This window comes from Nocardioides sp. CF8, assembly GCF_000389985.1.
In the GTDB taxonomy this organism is placed as follows: domain Bacteria; phylum Actinomycetota; class Actinomycetes; order Propionibacteriales; family Nocardioidaceae; genus Nocardioides; species Nocardioides allogilvus.
Genome location: NZ_CM001852.1, coordinates 2936530 through 2949813 on the forward strand (window position 1 = coordinate 2936530; position 13284 = coordinate 2949813).

General features: G+C 71.4%; 18 protein-coding genes. 8 read left to right on the forward strand and 10 right to left on the reverse strand.

Annotated features, from left to right (window positions below):
* Positions 1 to 2: 2 nt before the first annotated feature.
* Positions 3 to 509: an acyl-CoA thioesterase gene (locus CF8_RS14375; RefSeq protein ID WP_036491100.1), complete on the reverse strand. Its 507-nt coding sequence runs from the start codon at positions 507 to 509 to the stop codon at positions 3 to 5.
* A gap of 23 nt (positions 510 to 532) precedes the next feature.
* Between CF8_RS14375 and CF8_RS14380 the strand changes: the two genes are divergently transcribed.
* The 5 genes from CF8_RS14380 to CF8_RS14400 all read left to right on the forward strand — a co-directional run bounded on the left by CF8_RS14380 (position 533) and on the right by CF8_RS14400 (position 4473).
* A complete protein-coding gene (locus CF8_RS14380) occupies positions 533 to 1711 on the forward strand; it encodes an LCP family protein (RefSeq protein ID WP_010833834.1) in 1179 nt (392 codons plus the stop codon).
* The gene (locus CF8_RS14385) at positions 1708 to 2574 is read left to right on the forward strand and encodes a crotonase/enoyl-CoA hydratase family protein (protein ID WP_010833835.1); all 867 of its coding nucleotides are present in this window, start codon (positions 1708 to 1710) and stop codon (positions 2572 to 2574) included. Before CF8_RS14380 ends, CF8_RS14385 begins: the two co-directional genes overlap by 4 nt.
* Before the next feature lie 101 nt (positions 2575 to 2675).
* Complete coding sequence (locus CF8_RS14390) at positions 2676 to 3323, forward strand: PadR family transcriptional regulator (RefSeq protein WP_084622887.1); 648 nt, start codon at positions 2676 to 2678, stop codon at positions 3321 to 3323.
* A complete protein-coding gene (locus CF8_RS14395; RefSeq protein ID WP_010833837.1) occupies positions 3323 to 3733 on the forward strand; it encodes a DUF1707 SHOCT-like domain-containing protein in 411 nt (136 codons plus the stop codon). Before CF8_RS14390 ends, CF8_RS14395 begins: the two co-directional genes overlap by 1 nt.
* Before the next feature lie 59 nt (positions 3734 to 3792).
* On the forward strand, positions 3793 to 4473 hold the full coding sequence (locus CF8_RS14400) for a GAF and ANTAR domain-containing protein (protein ID WP_010833838.1): 681 nt from the start codon (positions 3793 to 3795) through the stop codon (positions 4471 to 4473).
* Positions 4474 to 4536: 63 nt separating this feature from the next.
* On the opposite strand, the gene CF8_RS14405 is transcribed toward CF8_RS14400, so the two are convergent.
* The 3 genes from CF8_RS14405 to CF8_RS14415 form a co-directional block, all read right to left on the reverse strand.
* Positions 4537 to 5145 (reverse strand): flavodoxin family protein, encoded by a 609-nt coding sequence (locus CF8_RS14405; RefSeq protein WP_036493236.1) that lies wholly within the window; start codon positions 5143 to 5145, stop codon positions 4537 to 4539.
* A gap of 54 nt (positions 5146 to 5199) precedes the next feature.
* The gene (locus tag CF8_RS14410) at positions 5200 to 5838 is read right to left on the reverse strand and encodes a response regulator transcription factor (RefSeq protein WP_036491102.1); all 639 of its coding nucleotides are present in this window, start codon (positions 5836 to 5838) and stop codon (positions 5200 to 5202) included.
* A 79-nt stretch (positions 5839 to 5917) separates the two neighbouring features.
* A complete protein-coding gene (locus tag CF8_RS14415; RefSeq protein ID WP_010833841.1) occupies positions 5918 to 7108 on the reverse strand; it encodes an acyl-CoA dehydrogenase family protein in 1191 nt (396 codons plus the stop codon).
* 61 nt (positions 7109 to 7169) lie between these two features.
* Between CF8_RS14415 and CF8_RS14420 the strand changes: the two genes are divergently transcribed.
* From CF8_RS14420 to arfB, 3 genes are read left to right on the forward strand one after another with little or no spacing between them, the layout of a single operon-like run.
* Positions 7170 to 7835, forward strand: a complete 666-nt coding sequence (locus tag CF8_RS14420) for a TetR/AcrR family transcriptional regulator (RefSeq protein WP_010833842.1) — start codon at positions 7170 to 7172, stop codon at positions 7833 to 7835.
* A 9-nt stretch (positions 7836 to 7844) separates the two neighbouring features.
* Positions 7845 to 8258: a CoA-binding protein gene (locus CF8_RS14425; protein ID WP_010833843.1), complete on the forward strand. Its 414-nt coding sequence runs from the start codon at positions 7845 to 7847 to the stop codon at positions 8256 to 8258.
* Positions 8259 to 8269: 11 nt separating this feature from the next.
* Positions 8270 to 8689, forward strand: coding sequence for an alternative ribosome rescue aminoacyl-tRNA hydrolase ArfB (gene arfB / locus CF8_RS14430; RefSeq protein WP_010833844.1), 420 nt, complete (start codon positions 8270 to 8272; stop codon positions 8687 to 8689).
* On the opposite strand, the gene CF8_RS14435 is transcribed toward arfB, so the two are convergent.
* The 6 genes from CF8_RS14435 to CF8_RS14460 form a co-directional block, all read right to left on the reverse strand.
* Positions 8686 to 9669: a Gfo/Idh/MocA family protein gene (locus CF8_RS14435; RefSeq protein WP_010833845.1), complete on the reverse strand. Its 984-nt coding sequence runs from the start codon at positions 9667 to 9669 to the stop codon at positions 8686 to 8688. The genes arfB and CF8_RS14435 overlap by 4 nt on opposite strands.
* Positions 9670 to 9673: 4 nt before the next feature.
* Positions 9674 to 10165 carry a 5-(carboxyamino)imidazole ribonucleotide mutase gene (gene purE / locus CF8_RS14440; protein WP_051204514.1) on the reverse strand — a complete coding sequence of 164 codons (492 nt, stop codon included), beginning with the start codon at positions 10163 to 10165 and terminating at the stop codon, positions 9674 to 9676.
* A 37-nt stretch (positions 10166 to 10202) separates the two neighbouring features.
* On the reverse strand, positions 10203 to 11354 hold the full coding sequence (locus CF8_RS14445) for a 5-(carboxyamino)imidazole ribonucleotide synthase (protein WP_010833847.1): 1152 nt from the start codon (positions 11352 to 11354) through the stop codon (positions 10203 to 10205).
* A 15-nt stretch (positions 11355 to 11369) separates the two neighbouring features.
* Positions 11370 to 11681, reverse strand: coding sequence for a winged helix-turn-helix domain-containing protein (locus tag CF8_RS14450; protein WP_010833848.1), 312 nt, complete (start codon positions 11679 to 11681; stop codon positions 11370 to 11372).
* A 71-nt stretch (positions 11682 to 11752) separates the two neighbouring features.
* The gene (locus tag CF8_RS14455) at positions 11753 to 12781 is read right to left on the reverse strand and encodes an adenylate/guanylate cyclase domain-containing protein (protein ID WP_010833849.1); all 1029 of its coding nucleotides are present in this window, start codon (positions 12779 to 12781) and stop codon (positions 11753 to 11755) included.
* Positions 12771 to 13274 (reverse strand): PH domain-containing protein, encoded by a 504-nt coding sequence (locus CF8_RS14460; RefSeq protein WP_010833850.1) that lies wholly within the window; start codon positions 13272 to 13274, stop codon positions 12771 to 12773. The genes CF8_RS14455 and CF8_RS14460 overlap by 11 nt, the downstream gene beginning before the upstream one ends.
* Positions 13275 to 13284 lie beyond the last annotated feature (10 nt).

Genomic DNA, 13284 nt, shown 5'->3' on the forward strand with positions numbered 1-13284 from the left:
GGTCACAGGTCGCGACCCTGCTCGATCTCCATCTTGCGGGCGAGGCGGTGGGCCCGGCGGATCTCGGCCTCGCGCTGGCGACGGACCTCGGTCGGCGTCTCGGTGATCAGGTCGGGCACGGGCCGCGACTCCCCGGACTCGTCGATCGCTACGAAGACGAAGTAGGCGCTGGCGACATGCACCGGTTCGTCGGTGGCGTTGCCGAAGGGCTGAGCCTCCACGCGCACCCCGATCTCCATCGACGAGCGGCCGGCCCAGTTCACCTCGGCGTACGTCCTGATGATGTCGCCGACGTGCACGGGCCGCAGGAAGGTCATCTCGTCCATCGCCGCGGTGACCGCGGGGCCGTCGCTGTGCCGGAACGCCACGGCGCCCGCGGTCGAGTCGGCCAGCTTCATGATGTCGCCACCGTGGACGTTGCCGAGCACGTTGGCGTTCGTGGAGCTGGCGACGATGGCCAGGGACACTCGCGAGAAGGACACCGGACGCGCGGTGAGCGGTTCACTCATGCCGGCACGGTAGCGTCTCGCGCATGGCTGAACGTCCCCCCGGGAAGGGTGGTCCCGAGGAGGGCACCCCCGAATACGACTGGCTCTACGGCTCCCGCGGCACCGCGCGCCCTGACGACGCGACCCGCATGGTCCCCCAGCAGGACCGAGCAGGAGAGCGTCCCGACGAGACCCGCATCATGCCGGCACAGCCGCGAGCGACGCCGCGTACGCCGCCGGCTGCTCCGGCACCGAAGCCCGCCCGCACCCGTCGACGCCCACGCTTCCGCTTCGGGTTCGTGAAGCTGGCCCTGCTGCTGTGGCTGGTCTTCATGGTCGCCGTACCCTTCTGGGCCTGGTCCAACATCGACAAGGTCGACGCGGAGCCCAGCGGCGCACGGCCCGACGACCAGCCCGGCACCAACTACCTCATCGTCGGATCCGACAAGGCCGACGACCTCACCGCCGAGCAGCAGAAAGCGCTCGGGACCGGGCCGCGGGGCGGCACCAACACCGACACGATCATCGTCCTGCACACCGGCTCCGGGGCCGACACCCGGATGTCGATCCCCCGCGACACGCTGGCCGAGGTGCCGGGACACGGGACGCAGATGATCAACGCGGCGTTCTCCCTGGGCAAGGCTCCCCTGCTGGTCGCCAGCGTCGAGAAGCTGACCGGCATCCACATCGACCACTACGTCGAGCTCGGCTTCGGCAGCGTCATCAACACCGTCGACGCCCTCGGCGGCATCGAGATCTGCCCCAAGACCGACATGGACGACCCCCGCGCCCGGCTCGACATCAAGAAGGGCTGCCAGGAGGTCGACGGCGAGACGGCGCTGGCCTACTCCCGCTCGCGCTACGTCAGCGCGCTCAGCGACCTCGACCGCGTCGGTCGCCAGGGTGAGGTCATCGGCGCCCTGGGCGCCGAGGCCAAGTCGCCGTGGACCTTCCTCAACCCGGTGCGCTACTGGCGCCTCACCGATGCCTCGGCCAAGGCCATCCGCATCGACGAGGACATGGGCCCGATCTCGCTGGGCCGCTTCGCCCTGGCGATGACCGGCGACAGCCGCACGTGCACCATGCCCAACATGGCGGCACCCAGTGACCCCAACCGGATCGTCGCCGATCCCGACCGGGCGCCGGCGGTCTTCAAGGCGATCATCAACGACGACGCCGTCCCCAAGTCCCTCTGCACCCCGACCGGGAGGGCCCGCCAGTGACCTACGAGACCCTCACCGTCGAGACCGACGACGACGGCGTCACCCTGCTGACGCTGGCGCGGCCCGAGGCGATGAACTCGTTCACGGTCACGATGGCCCGCGAGCTCGAGGCGTTCTTCCTGGCCGCAGCCGCGGACGACGAGATCAAGGCCGTCGTGGTGACCGGGGCCGGCAAGGCGTTCTGTGCCGGCATGGACCTCTCGGCCGAGGGCAACGTCTTCGGCCTCGACGAGTCCCTCTCCCCCACGGCCGCCGACCTGCGCGAGCACCTCGGCGAGGAGCCCTGGCAGACCGGGGTCCGCGACACCGGCGGCAAGGTCACGCTGGCCATCCACGCCTGCCCCAAGCCGGTGATCGCGGCGATCAACGGCGCCGCTGTCGGCATCGGCGCGACGATGACGCTGGCGATGGACATCCGGCTCGCCTCGAGCCGGGCCCGGATCGGCTTCGTGTTCGGCCGGCTCGGCATCGTTCCCGAGGCCTGCTCCTCATGGTTCCTGCCGCGCATCGTCGGCACCCAGCAAGCGCTGGAGTGGGTCTACTCGGCCGACATCCTGACCGCCGAGCAGGCACTGGCCGGTCGCCTGCTGCGCTCGGTCCACGAGCCCGACGACCTCGTCCCGGCCGCCCTCGCGCTGGCCCGCTCGTTCGTCGTCGACCGCTCCCCCGTCGCGCTGGCCCTGGCCAAGCGCCTCATCTACGCCGGCACCGCCGCGCCCCATCCGCTCGACGCCCACATCGCCGACTCACTGGCGATGTTCCACACCTCGATCGGGGACGGCAAGGAGGGCGTGGCCGCCTTCCGCGAGAAGCGTGCGCCCGAGTTCACCGGCCGCGCGTCCGACCTGCCGGAGATCTTCTGAGGCTCTGCCTCTTGAACCTCGTGTTCACTCGTGTCTACTATCGCGATATATCGCAATAGGTTGGCGATATCCTGACGACTGACGTGACGAGGGAGACGAGCATGGGACACAGACACAGCCCCTGGGACCAGCGGTTCGGACACGGCGGTCCCCCGCCCTGGGTGCAGGGCCTCCTCGGCTGGGGCGGCGCACCCGGCGCGACGCCGAGCAGCCCCGGTCCACGAGCCAAGCGCGGCGACGTTCGCCTCGCGATCCTCTCCGTGGTCGCCGAGGCCGCCCGCCGGGAGGAGCCGATCAACGGCTACCAGGTCATCCAGCAGATCGCCGAGCGCAGCGACGGCGCGTGGCGACCCAGCCCCGGCTCGGTCTACCCGACCATCCAGCAGCTCCAGGACGAGGGCCTCGTCGAGGCCGACGACGCCCGGGGTCGCCGGACCCTGCAGCTCACGGCCGAGGGTCAGGCGTACGTCGCTGCGCACACCGCCGACCTGGACGCCGTGTGGGCGCCGTACGAACGTGCCACGCAGCGCGCCACGACCGGGACCTCCGGCGACCTCAAGTCCGAGATCGGACAGATGATGAGCGCGGTGTGGCAGATCGTCACCCAGGGCTCCGACGCCCAGCGCAAGGCCGCGATCGGCGTGCTCGTCGACACCCGGCGAGCGCTCTACGGCATCCTCGCGGACGGAGCGGCGCCGACCGGTCGTGGCCCCGACGGCGCTGACGAGCCCGACGACGGGAGCCTGTGATGGAGCCGCGCATCGGCGACGCCGAGCGGGACGTCGCGACCGCCCGGCTGGGCGACCACTTCGCCGCCGGTCGCCTCGACCACGACGAGTACGACGAGCGGCTGGACGCCATCTGGTCGGCACGCACCGGCGCGGACCTCGACCAGGTGTTCTGGGACCTGCCCCGGGCCGTGGCCCCGGTCGCGCCCCCGGTCGTGCAGCGACGCCCCCGCGACTGGCGGACCCCGGCGTGGGCGCTCGCGCTCGGCGCCGTACTGCTGATGGCAGCGCTCGGCGTCGACTGGTGGGTCTGGCTGATCGCCCTGGTGATCTTCCTGAAGCGACCCTGGGCACGCGGGCACCGCCTCCACGGCCACTGCCTCAACGCCGCGAATGGGCACAACAGCCACGTCACCCGCTCACGCGCATGAGAGAATCGCCGCCTCGAACTGCCTGAGTCCCGACGTCCGCCCGCTCCGGAGGTATCGCGTTGACCCTGTCCCCCGACGCGGCGTCGTTCGCCGACCTGGTGCTCGACCTGCACGAGACGTCGAGCCTCGACGAGACCGTCGAGCGCATCATCGAGTTCGCCTGCAAGATGTTCGACTGCGCCTACGCCGGCGTGATCCTCGTGCACCCGGGGTCCCGGGTCGAGACGGTCGCCAGCAACCACAAGGTCGTCGCCCACCTCGACAAGATCCAGCTCGAGGCCGGGGCCGGTCCCGACATCGAGATCATCGCCGACCGGCCCGGCGTCCTGGTGCGCGACGTGCGCCAGGAGCAGCGGTGGCCGCAGTGGACCGCCGCCGTCGAGGCGGCCGGCATCCGCAGCATGCTGGGGGCCCGCCTGCACACCAACCGCCAGGTGCTCGGCAGCCTCAACCTCTACGCCCTCGAGGTCGATCGGTTCGACGAGGTCGACGTCGACGTCGCCCACATGCTGGCGCGGCACGCGGCCGTCGCTCTCGAGTCCGCCCGGGGCACCGAGCACCTGCGCCGGGCCGTCGACGCGCGCAACCTGATCGGCCAGGCCCAGGGCATCTTGATGGAGCGCTTCAACATCGGTGCCGACCAGGCCTTCCAGGTGCTCAGGCGCTACTCCCAGGACAACAACCTCAAGCTCCACTCGGTGGCCCAGCGCCTCATCGACACCCGGTCCCTGCCGCGCTGAGTCGGTCAGACGGTCGGTCAGCGCCGGGGTCTGCGTAAGTCCGGCGCCGGCCGACACGTCTGGTCAGGGTGCGGGGTACGGCGACGCGCGCAGCACCTTCGCGAGGTGGGCCGCGCTCGCGGCGGCCGCGGTGATCGCCTTGCCCGTCGCCTCGGGACGCTCGTCGAGGTCCTGGTAGTCGGTCTTGTGCATCGCCTCGCCCACCCAGTAGGCGCCGGCGGTGGCGGGGATGGTGAAGCCCACGTCGTTGAGGGCCTGCAGGCACTCGGCGACGACGTGGTGGGCGCCGTCCTCGTTGCCGACGACCCCGACCAGGGCGACCTTGTCGGTCATCGACATCCGCCCCTGGTCGTCGGTCTCCGACAGCTCGGCGTCGAGTCGCTCCAGCACCACCTTGGCCACGGAGGCTGGCTGACCGAGCCAGATGGGCGTGGCCAGCACCAGCACGTCCGCAGCCAGGATGCGGGCCCGGATGCCCGGCCAGGCATCACCGTCCCCCTCGTCGGTGGAGACACCGAACCGGACGTCGTGGTCGGCCACGCGGATCACCTCACCGGTGACTCCGTGCGTGCCGAGCTCGTCGAGCAGCTGCCGCCCGATCAGCTCGGAGCTGGACGGAGCCGGCGACGGCTTCAGGGTGCAGACGAGGACAAGTGCTCTCAGCTGGCTCATGGCAGCGCCGTACCCCGCAGCGTGCGGCGCCATGCGCGGTCGGCCGACGCCGGCTCAGGCACTGAGCGTGCCCGAGTCGTCGCGCATCCGGGCGGGGCCGAGGTAGCCGTGACGCACTCCCCACAGCACCGCCTGGGACCGGGACGTGACGCCCATCTTGCGGTAGGCCGAGCGGATGTAGGACTTGACCGAGTTGATGCTGATGCACGCGGTGTCGGCGATGCTCTGGTTGTCCAGGCCGCTGGTGATCATCGCGATCACGTCCGCCTCACGCGGGGTCAGCGGGTCGGGGCGCTGTCGCCGCGGCGAGGTGTGCCCCTCGCCGAGATCGACCACGACGCGTCCGTGGTGGATGGCCTCCAGCGCCCGGACGAGGACCTCGCCCGGCAGCGCCTTCGACAACACCCCGCACGCACCGCTGCCCAGCGCCATCTCGGTCAGGTCGGGTCGCGCGTTCCAGGTCCAGGTGACCAGCCGCCCGTCGTGCGGGACGGGGTCGCCCAGCACTCCGGGGAGCACCTGGATGTCGGCGAGCGAGTCGAAGAGGGTCAGGTCCACGCCTTCGGCCGGCGTGCCGCCGTGGGCGGGGAGCACGGCGACCCGGTCGGCGTACGGCGCCATCAGCGCGTTGAAACCACGCGTCACCAGCTCGCTCTCGCGAGCCAGGGTGACGCGGACAGGGCGCTTGTTCATGCACGAGGTCGTCATGCACCGGCCGTACCCGAAACCGGCTGTTGCATGCGCCGCGGTCACCCGCGGCGCATGCGTGGGCTCAGAGCTCGGACTGGATCCCGGCGAGGAGCTGGCGAGCCATGACGATCCGCTGCACCTGGTTGGTGCCCTCGTAGATCTGGGTGATCTTGGCGTCGCGCATCATCCGCTCGACCGGGTAGTCGCGGGTGTAGCCGTAGCCACCGAGCACCTGCACGGCGTTGACGGTGACCTCCATGGCGACGTCGGAGGCGAAGCACTTGGCCGCGGCACCGAAGAACGTGAGGTCCTTGTCGCCACGCTCGGAGCGACCGGCGGCCGCGTAGGTCATCTGGCGGGCAGCCTCGACCTTCATGCCCATGTCGGCGAGCATGAACTGCAGGCCCTGCTGCTCGGCGATCGGCTTGCCGAACTGGATCCGCTCCTTGGCGTACTCCAGCGCGTAGTCGAGCGCACCCTGCGCGACACCGACCGCCTGCGCGGCGATGGTGACGCGGGTGTGGTCGAGGGTCCGCATCGCGATGTCGAAGCCCTGGCCCTCCTCGCCGATGATGCGGTCGGCCGGGATGCGCACGTTGTCGAAGTAGACCTCGCGCGTGGGCGAGCCCTTGATGCCGAGCTTCTTCTCCGGCGCACCGAAGGAGACGCCCTCGTCGGACTTCTCGACCACGAAGGCGGTGATGCCGCGGGTGCGCTTGGAGGCGTCGGTCATCGCGAGCACGGTGTAGAACTCGGAGACACCGGCGTTGGTGATCCAGCGCTTGACACCGTTGAGCACCCAGAAGTCGCCGTCGCGGACCGCGGTGGTCTTCTGGTTGGCCGCGTCGGAGCCGGCGTCGGGCTCGGAGAGGCAGTAGGAGAAGCCGCCCTCGCCCGCGGCGAGCTTGGAGAGGTACTTCTTCTTGATCTCCTCGCCGCCACCGATCTGGACCGGCAGGGAGCCGAGCTTGTTCACGGCGGGGATCAGGGACGAGGCGACGCACGCGCGCGCGACCTCCTCGATCACGATCACGGTCGCCAGCGCGTCGGCACCGGCACCGCCGTACTCCTCGGGCACGTGCGGAGCGTGGAAGTCGGCGGCCTGCAGGGCGTCGTGCGCCTCCTGCGGGTAGCGGGCCTCCTCGTCGACGGCAGCGGCGTACGGCGCGACCTTGGCGTCGCAGACCGCGCGGACGGCCTCGCGGATGGCCTGGTGCTCCTCGGAGAGGGAGTAGAGCGGGAAGTCGGACACGCTGATCACCTCGGGCGTCATCGGGACAGGTTGATACTGAGTACGATAACAGCGGAACTGCGTTTCATCACCAGGAGGACCTGTGCCAGACCGCACCGTGGCCGACCGTCTGCGCGAGGCCGCCTTCTCCCTGTTCGCCGAGCGGGGCTACGACGCGACGAGCGTGGAGCAGATCGCCGAGCGCGCCGGGGTCGGCCGCTCCACCTTCTTCCGCGCCTACCCCACCAAGGAAGCGGTGATCTTCCCCGACCACGACGCGGTGCTCGCGCGGATCGAGGCGCGGCTCGAAGCGGCCACCCCCGGCCAGCACTTCCTCGCGGTCCGCGAGGCCGCGCGCCTGGCCCTGCGCCACTACCTCGACGAGGACGACCACGCCCGGGCGCGCTACCGGCTGACCCGCAACGTGCCGGCGTTGCGCGAGCGTGAGATCGCCGGCATGCAGCGCTACCAGGAGGTCTTCCGCTCCTTCATCCGCAGCTGGGACGTCGGGTCCGACCCGGCGACCGCGCGACGGGTTGACCTGCGTGCGGAGCTGCTCGCCGCCGCCGTGGTCACCGCTCACAACCACGTCCTGCGCCGGTGGCTGCGCGGCACGACCGATGCCCCTGAGGCCGAGTTCGACACCGCGATGGCCGAGGTCGAGCAGCTGTTCGCTGCTCGCGAGCCCGGTGGCGGCCACGTCGTGGTGCTCGGCCCGGGAGCCGACCTCGACCGCGCGCTCGCGGCGGTCCGTGAGGTCCTGTCGTAGGTTCGACCCATGAGCCAGTGGCAGGAACGCGCGAACATCGACCTCATGCTCGACGACTGCGAGACCTGGGCGATCGTCGGCCTCTCCGACAACCCCGCCCGCACTGCCTACTCCATCGCAGCCATGCTGCAGGAGCGCGGCAAGCGGATCGTGCCCATCCACCCCGACGCCCCCGTCGTGCACGGCGAGCAGGGCTACGCCACCCTCGCCGAGGTGCCGTTCCCGATCGACGTCGTCGACGTGTTCCGGCGCTCCGAGGACGCCGGCCCGTTCGCCGACCAGGCGGTGGCGATCGGTGCGAAGGGGGTGTGGTTCCAGCTCGGGGTCATCGACGAGGCCGCCTTCGAGCGGACCGTCGCGGCCGGCGTGCCGATGGTGATGGACACCTGTCCCGCGATCGAGTGGCGCAACCGCAGCCGGTGAAGCCGCCCCCGATGCGGGTCCCACCCGGGCCCGGCCTGCCCGACGGGCTCGCCATCCCCGACAGCGACCTCGTCGAGCGCTTCTCCCGCTCCCCCGGCCCCGGTGGCCAGTCGGTCAACACCAGCGACAGCCGGGTCGAGCTGGAGTACGACGTGCGTACGGCGACGACGCTCTCCGAGGCACAGCGACGACGCGCCCTGCAGCGCTGGCCCGGCGGCGTGATCGCGATCGCGGCCTCCGAGCACCGCTCGCAGCACCGCAACCGGACCGCGGCCCGCGAGCGCCTCGCCGACCTGCTCCGGACCGCGCTGGCCCCACCGCCGCCACCACGGCGTCCGACGAAGCCGACCCGGGGCTCGAAGGAGCGGCGGCTCAAGTCCAAGAAGGAGCGCAGCCACCTCAAGTCGATGCGCGGGCGCGTCACCGACTAGATCTCGACGCGTCCCTCGACGGCCGTGATGCCCAGCTGAGTGAGCGTCTCCTCCAGCACCCACTGGACGCCGAGCGTGTCCTCGAGCGGCATGACCGGGCTCTCGGTCAGGCCGGCGTCGAGGCAGCGGCCGACCTCGAGGACCTGGTGGCTGTAGCCCCGCCCGGCAGGAGGCAGTGCGACCGCCTCCGCCGCCTCGCCGTTGCGACGGACGACGATCGTGTCGGGGTGGTGGAAGCGGGGCGCGATCTCGACCGAGCCGCCGGTCCCGATGACGACCGCGCGTCCGGGCGTCTCCGCGGCGAGCGAGCACCACAGGGAGGCGGCCCGCCCGTCGGCGTACGCCAGGTGGATCGCGGCCGAGGCGTCGGCCCCGTTGGGATAGCGGGTGCCGTGGGCGGTGACGCTCACCGGGGTGCCGAGGAAGTGCTGGGCGATCGACACGGCATAGACCCCGAGGTCGAGGGTCGCGCCGCCGCCGAGCTCCGGGGCGAAGAGGCGGCTGTCCTCGTCATAGGCGCGGAAGGCACCGAGGTCGGCCTGCACACCGATCACCTCGCCGATCTCGCCGGCCGCGACCAGCTCCCGCGCCCGCACGACCGCGGGCTGGAAGCGGGTCCACATCGCCTCCATGCAGAAGACCTGCGCCGACCGGGCGGCCCAGACGACCTCGCGCGCGCCGGCCAGCGTCGCGGTGAACGCCTTCTCCACCACCACCGCCTTGCCCGCCGCGATCGCGGCCAGGGCCAGGTCGCGGTGCTGCGGGTGCGGCGTCGCGACGTAGACCACGTCCACGTCGGCGGCCAGCAGCCCCGCGTGGGTGTGTGCGTGGTCGATGCCGTGGACCTCGGCGAACTCGCCAGCCCGTTGCTGGGTGCGGCTGCCGACGGCCACGACCCGGTGACCGGGGGCGTGGGCGAAGTCGGCGAGGAACGCCGCCGCCATGGCGCCGGTGCCCGCGATCCCCCAACGCGTGGTCATGGGTTCAGAAGCCGGTCCGGCGGATGCCCTGCGACGCGTCGCGCACGACCTGGCCCTTGGCCCGGGCGGTCTCGACCAGGGACGCCTCGAACTCGACGAGCTTCTGCTGGAGCGCCTCGTCGGAGGTGCCGAGGATCCGGGCGGCGAGGATGCCGGCGTTGCGGGCATTGCCGATCGCCACCGTCGCGACCGGGATGCCGGCGGGCATCTGGACGATCGACATCAGGGAGTCGAGGCCGTCGAGGTACTTCAGCGGGACCGGCACGCCGATGACCGGGAGCGGCGTGACCGAGGCGAGCATGCCGGGCAGTGCGGCCGCACCGCCGGCGCCGGCGATCAGCACCCGCAGCCCGCGACCGTGGGCCTGCTTGCCGTAGTCGAGCATCTCCTGGGGCATGCGGTGGGCGGACTGGACGTCGGCCTCCCACGCGATGCCGAACTCGTCGAGGACGTCGGCGGCCGCCTGCATCACCGGCCAGTCGGAGTCCGAGCCCATCACGATGCCGACGCTCGGGCCAGGGCTGGTGGCGCTGTCACTCACTGGTGTCTCCTAGGTCTCCGCGGAACCACGCGGCGGCGTGCCGCGCCCGCTCCAGGCAATCATCGAGGTCGTCGCCGTAGGTGTTGACGTGTCCCACCTTGCGGCCAGGACGCAGGTCCTTGCCGTAGAGGTGTACGCGCAGGTGCGGGTCGCGGGCCATGGCGTGCGGGAAGCCGTCGTAGAGGCGGCCGGTGTCGGTGGGTCCCCCCAGGATGTTCACCATCACCGTCCAGCGCGACCGCGGGGCGGGCGAGCCCAGCGGGAGGTCCATGACAGCGCGCAGATGATTCTCGAACTGGGACGTCACGGCGCCGTCCTGGGTCCAGTGGCCGGTGTTGTGGGGACGCATGGCCAGCTCGTTGACCAGGATGCGACCGTCGGCGGTCTCGAAGAGCTCGACGGCGAGGATGCCCGTGACGTCGAGCGCACCGGCGACGCGCAGCGCGATCTGCTGCGCCTCCCCGGCCAGGGCGGGCGAGAGGTCCGGCGCCGGCGCGATGACCTCGTGGCAGACGCCGTCGAGCTGGGTGGACGCCACCACCGGGTAGGCCGCGGCCTGACCGCTTGGCGAACGCGCCACCAGCGCCGAGAGCTCGCGGCGGAAGTCGACGAGCTCCTCGGCCAGGATCTGCACACCTGCGGCGTCGGCGGCAGCGAACGCGGGCTCGGCGTCGGCGAGGTCGCGCACGACCCAGACGCCCTTGCCGTCGTAGCCGCCGCGGGTGGTCTTCAGCACGCAGGGCAGGCCGAAGGCCTCGACCTCGGCGGTGGAGGCGACCACGGCGTTGCGCGGGCAAGGCACGCCGAGCTCGGCGAGGCGCGCACGCATGACCGCCTTGTCCTGGGCGTGCACGAGCGCGTCCGGTCCGGGTCGTACGGCGATGCCGTCGGCCTCGAGGGCGTGCAGGTGGGCCGTCGGGACGTGCTCGTGGTCGAAGGTCACGACCGGGCAGCCGGCGGTGACGGCACGCAACGTGTCGAGGTCGGTGTAGTCGCCGACGACGTGGTCGGGAATGACCTGGGCGGCCGAGACACCGGGCGCCTCGGCCAGGAGCCGGAGCGGCAGCCCCAGCGCGATGGCGGGCTGCGCCATCATCCGGGCGAGCTGACCGCCACCGATCACGGCAAGGGTGGGTGCTCGCATCGACACGCGGGCACCCTACGACAGCGGCGGGTCGACCTCGAACCGCAGCCCCGCTCCGCGCACGGTGGTGATCAGCCCGGGCGAGCGCGGATCGTCCCCGAGCTTGCGGCGCAGCCACCCGAGGTGGACGTCGATCGTCTTGGACGAGGACCAGAAGGTCGTGTCCCAGACCTCGTGCATGAGCTCGGCGCGGGTCACGACATCGCCCGCACGGCTCATCAGCGCGTGCAAGAGGTCGAACTCCTTGCGTGAGAGCGTCAGCTCCCGATCCCCCCGCCACACCCGTCGCTCGTGCGGGTCCACCAGAACATCCTGTACGGACAGCACCCGGACAAGGTAGGAACGCCCGGCCGGACGTGCGGCTCGTTCGACGAAAGTCGCCGGACTGGTCTAGACCCTCAGCGGCGGCGTACGGCGACCGGCTCGACCAGCCCGAAGCCGCGGACCGGCCGCGCGGGGAGCCGCCGGGACTCGAAGGCGTCCTCCGGCAGCAGGTCGGCGGTGACCTGGTCGATGATCAACCGGTTCCGCCTGGCCACCGCCGTCAGCCGCGACGCCAGGTTGACCGGCGGTCCGAAGACGTCGCCGAGCCGGGGGACGACCGGTCCCGAGGCCAGCCCGATGCGCACGTCGGGCATCCGCGGGTCGCGACCGATCACGTTGATGATCCCCTCGGCGACCTCGATCGCCGGCACCGCGTCGTTGAGCACGAACAGGACCGAGTCACCGAGGCTCTTGATGATCCGGCCGCCGTGCACGGAGACGACGTCCTGGCAGCGGGTCTCGAACTTCTCGACGAGGTCGCCGATCTGCTCGCGGTCCAGCTGGTTGGACAGCGCCGTGAAGGAGACCAGGTCGGCGAAGCCGACGGTCACGTCGACGGTGTGCAGGTCCTCGTGCTCGGCGCCCATGGCCTCCATCCGCGCGACGGCGGCGGCGAGGTGGCGGCGCCAGGCATAGATCAGCATCTCCTCGAGGGGCTCGCTGAGCTCCTCGATCAGTCGCAGCGCGGAGCCCACGCGCGAGCCGGTCGCCTGCTCGCCCGCCTCGAGCTCCTCGACCCTGCTGGCCAGCGTCGAGACCTCCCAGTCGGCCAGCCGCGCCATCGTCTGGCCGGCGCCACGGGTGAGACCCACGGCCATGTCGAAGTCCACGGCCCCGGAGTCGACGATCGACATCATCGCCGACACCGCCTCGACATCGGCCGCGCTGAAGGCGCGCTCGCCGCCCATCTCGGGGAAGCCGAGGGCGCGCCACAGCCGCCGGGCCTGGTCGATGGTCACGCCCGTCTCGGCGGCCACCTCGGCGGCGTTCAGGGTCGGAGACTGCTTGAGCACGGCGAGGTCGAGTCGCTCGGGCACGCTCAGCTCGGCCTCGGCAGCAGCGTCGGACTTGTCCGAGGACGAGCGGCGACCCTCACGTCCCATCGTCGGCCCGGTCGCTGCTGGAGAGGGAGTGCAGCTCCTCGGCGACCTTGAGCTGCACTTGCTCGACGCGCGGGATGTCGTCGAGCAGCACCCGACCGTTGGTGCTCGCGTCGGAGACGATGAGCGTGCCGCAGCCGAAGAGGCGATCGATCACGCCGACCTCGAAGTCGACCCCGCTGATCCGGTTGAGCGGGATCGTGCGGCCCTCCTTGGCGATCAGCCCCGAGCGCTTGATGAAGCGACGGTTGGTGAACGTGTAGGTCGTCGTCAGCCACGCGATGAACGGCCGCAGCACCCACCACACGACGATGCCCGCCGCGACCGCTCCGGCGACGGCGCCCAGCACCGTCGAGTCGCTGCGGCTCGCCAGGAACAGCACCGCCGCCACGACGAGCACGAGGATCAGCGCGGGAGCGAGCAGTGCCTTCGGGTGCGTGCGGGTGGAGATGACGACGTGCTCACCGTCGTTGAGGAGCTTGGTCGGGTAGGCCACGACGCGATCA

Coding starts and splice junctions, on each gene's coding strand:
- CF8_RS14375 (WP_036491100.1), bottom strand. CDS start 509: ATGAGTGAACCGCTCACCGCGCGTCCGGTGTCCTTCTCGCGAGTGTCC.
- CF8_RS14380 (WP_010833834.1), top strand. CDS start 533: ATGGCTGAACGTCCCCCCGGGAAGGGTGGTCCCGAGGAGGGCACCCCC.
- CF8_RS14390 (WP_084622887.1), top strand. CDS start 2,676: ATGGGACACAGACACAGCCCCTGGGACCAGCGGTTCGGACACGGCGGT.
- CF8_RS14395 (WP_010833837.1), top strand. CDS start 3,323: ATGGAGCCGCGCATCGGCGACGCCGAGCGGGACGTCGCGACCGCCCGG.
- CF8_RS14405 (WP_036493236.1), bottom strand. CDS start 5,145: ATGAGCCAGCTGAGAGCACTTGTCCTCGTCTGCACCCTGAAGCCGTCG.
- CF8_RS14410 (WP_036491102.1), bottom strand. CDS start 5,838: ATGAACAAGCGCCCTGTCCGCGTCACCCTGGCTCGCGAGAGCGAGCTG.
- CF8_RS14415 (WP_010833841.1), bottom strand. CDS start 7,108: ATGACGCCCGAGGTGATCAGCGTGTCCGACTTCCCGCTCTACTCCCTC.
- CF8_RS14425 (WP_010833843.1), top strand. CDS start 7,845: ATGAGCCAGTGGCAGGAACGCGCGAACATCGACCTCATGCTCGACGAC.
- arfB (WP_010833844.1), top strand. CDS start 8,270: ATGCGGGTCCCACCCGGGCCCGGCCTGCCCGACGGGCTCGCCATCCCC.
- CF8_RS14435 (WP_010833845.1), bottom strand. CDS start 9,669: ATGACCACGCGTTGGGGGATCGCGGGCACCGGCGCCATGGCGGCGGCG.
- purE (WP_051204514.1), bottom strand. CDS start 10,165: ATGGGCTCGGACTCCGACTGGCCGGTGATGCAGGCGGCCGCCGACGTC.
- CF8_RS14445 (WP_010833847.1), bottom strand. CDS start 11,354: ATGCGAGCACCCACCCTTGCCGTGATCGGTGGCGGTCAGCTCGCCCGG.
- CF8_RS14455 (WP_010833849.1), bottom strand. CDS start 12,781: ATGGGACGTGAGGGTCGCCGCTCGTCCTCGGACAAGTCCGACGCTGCT.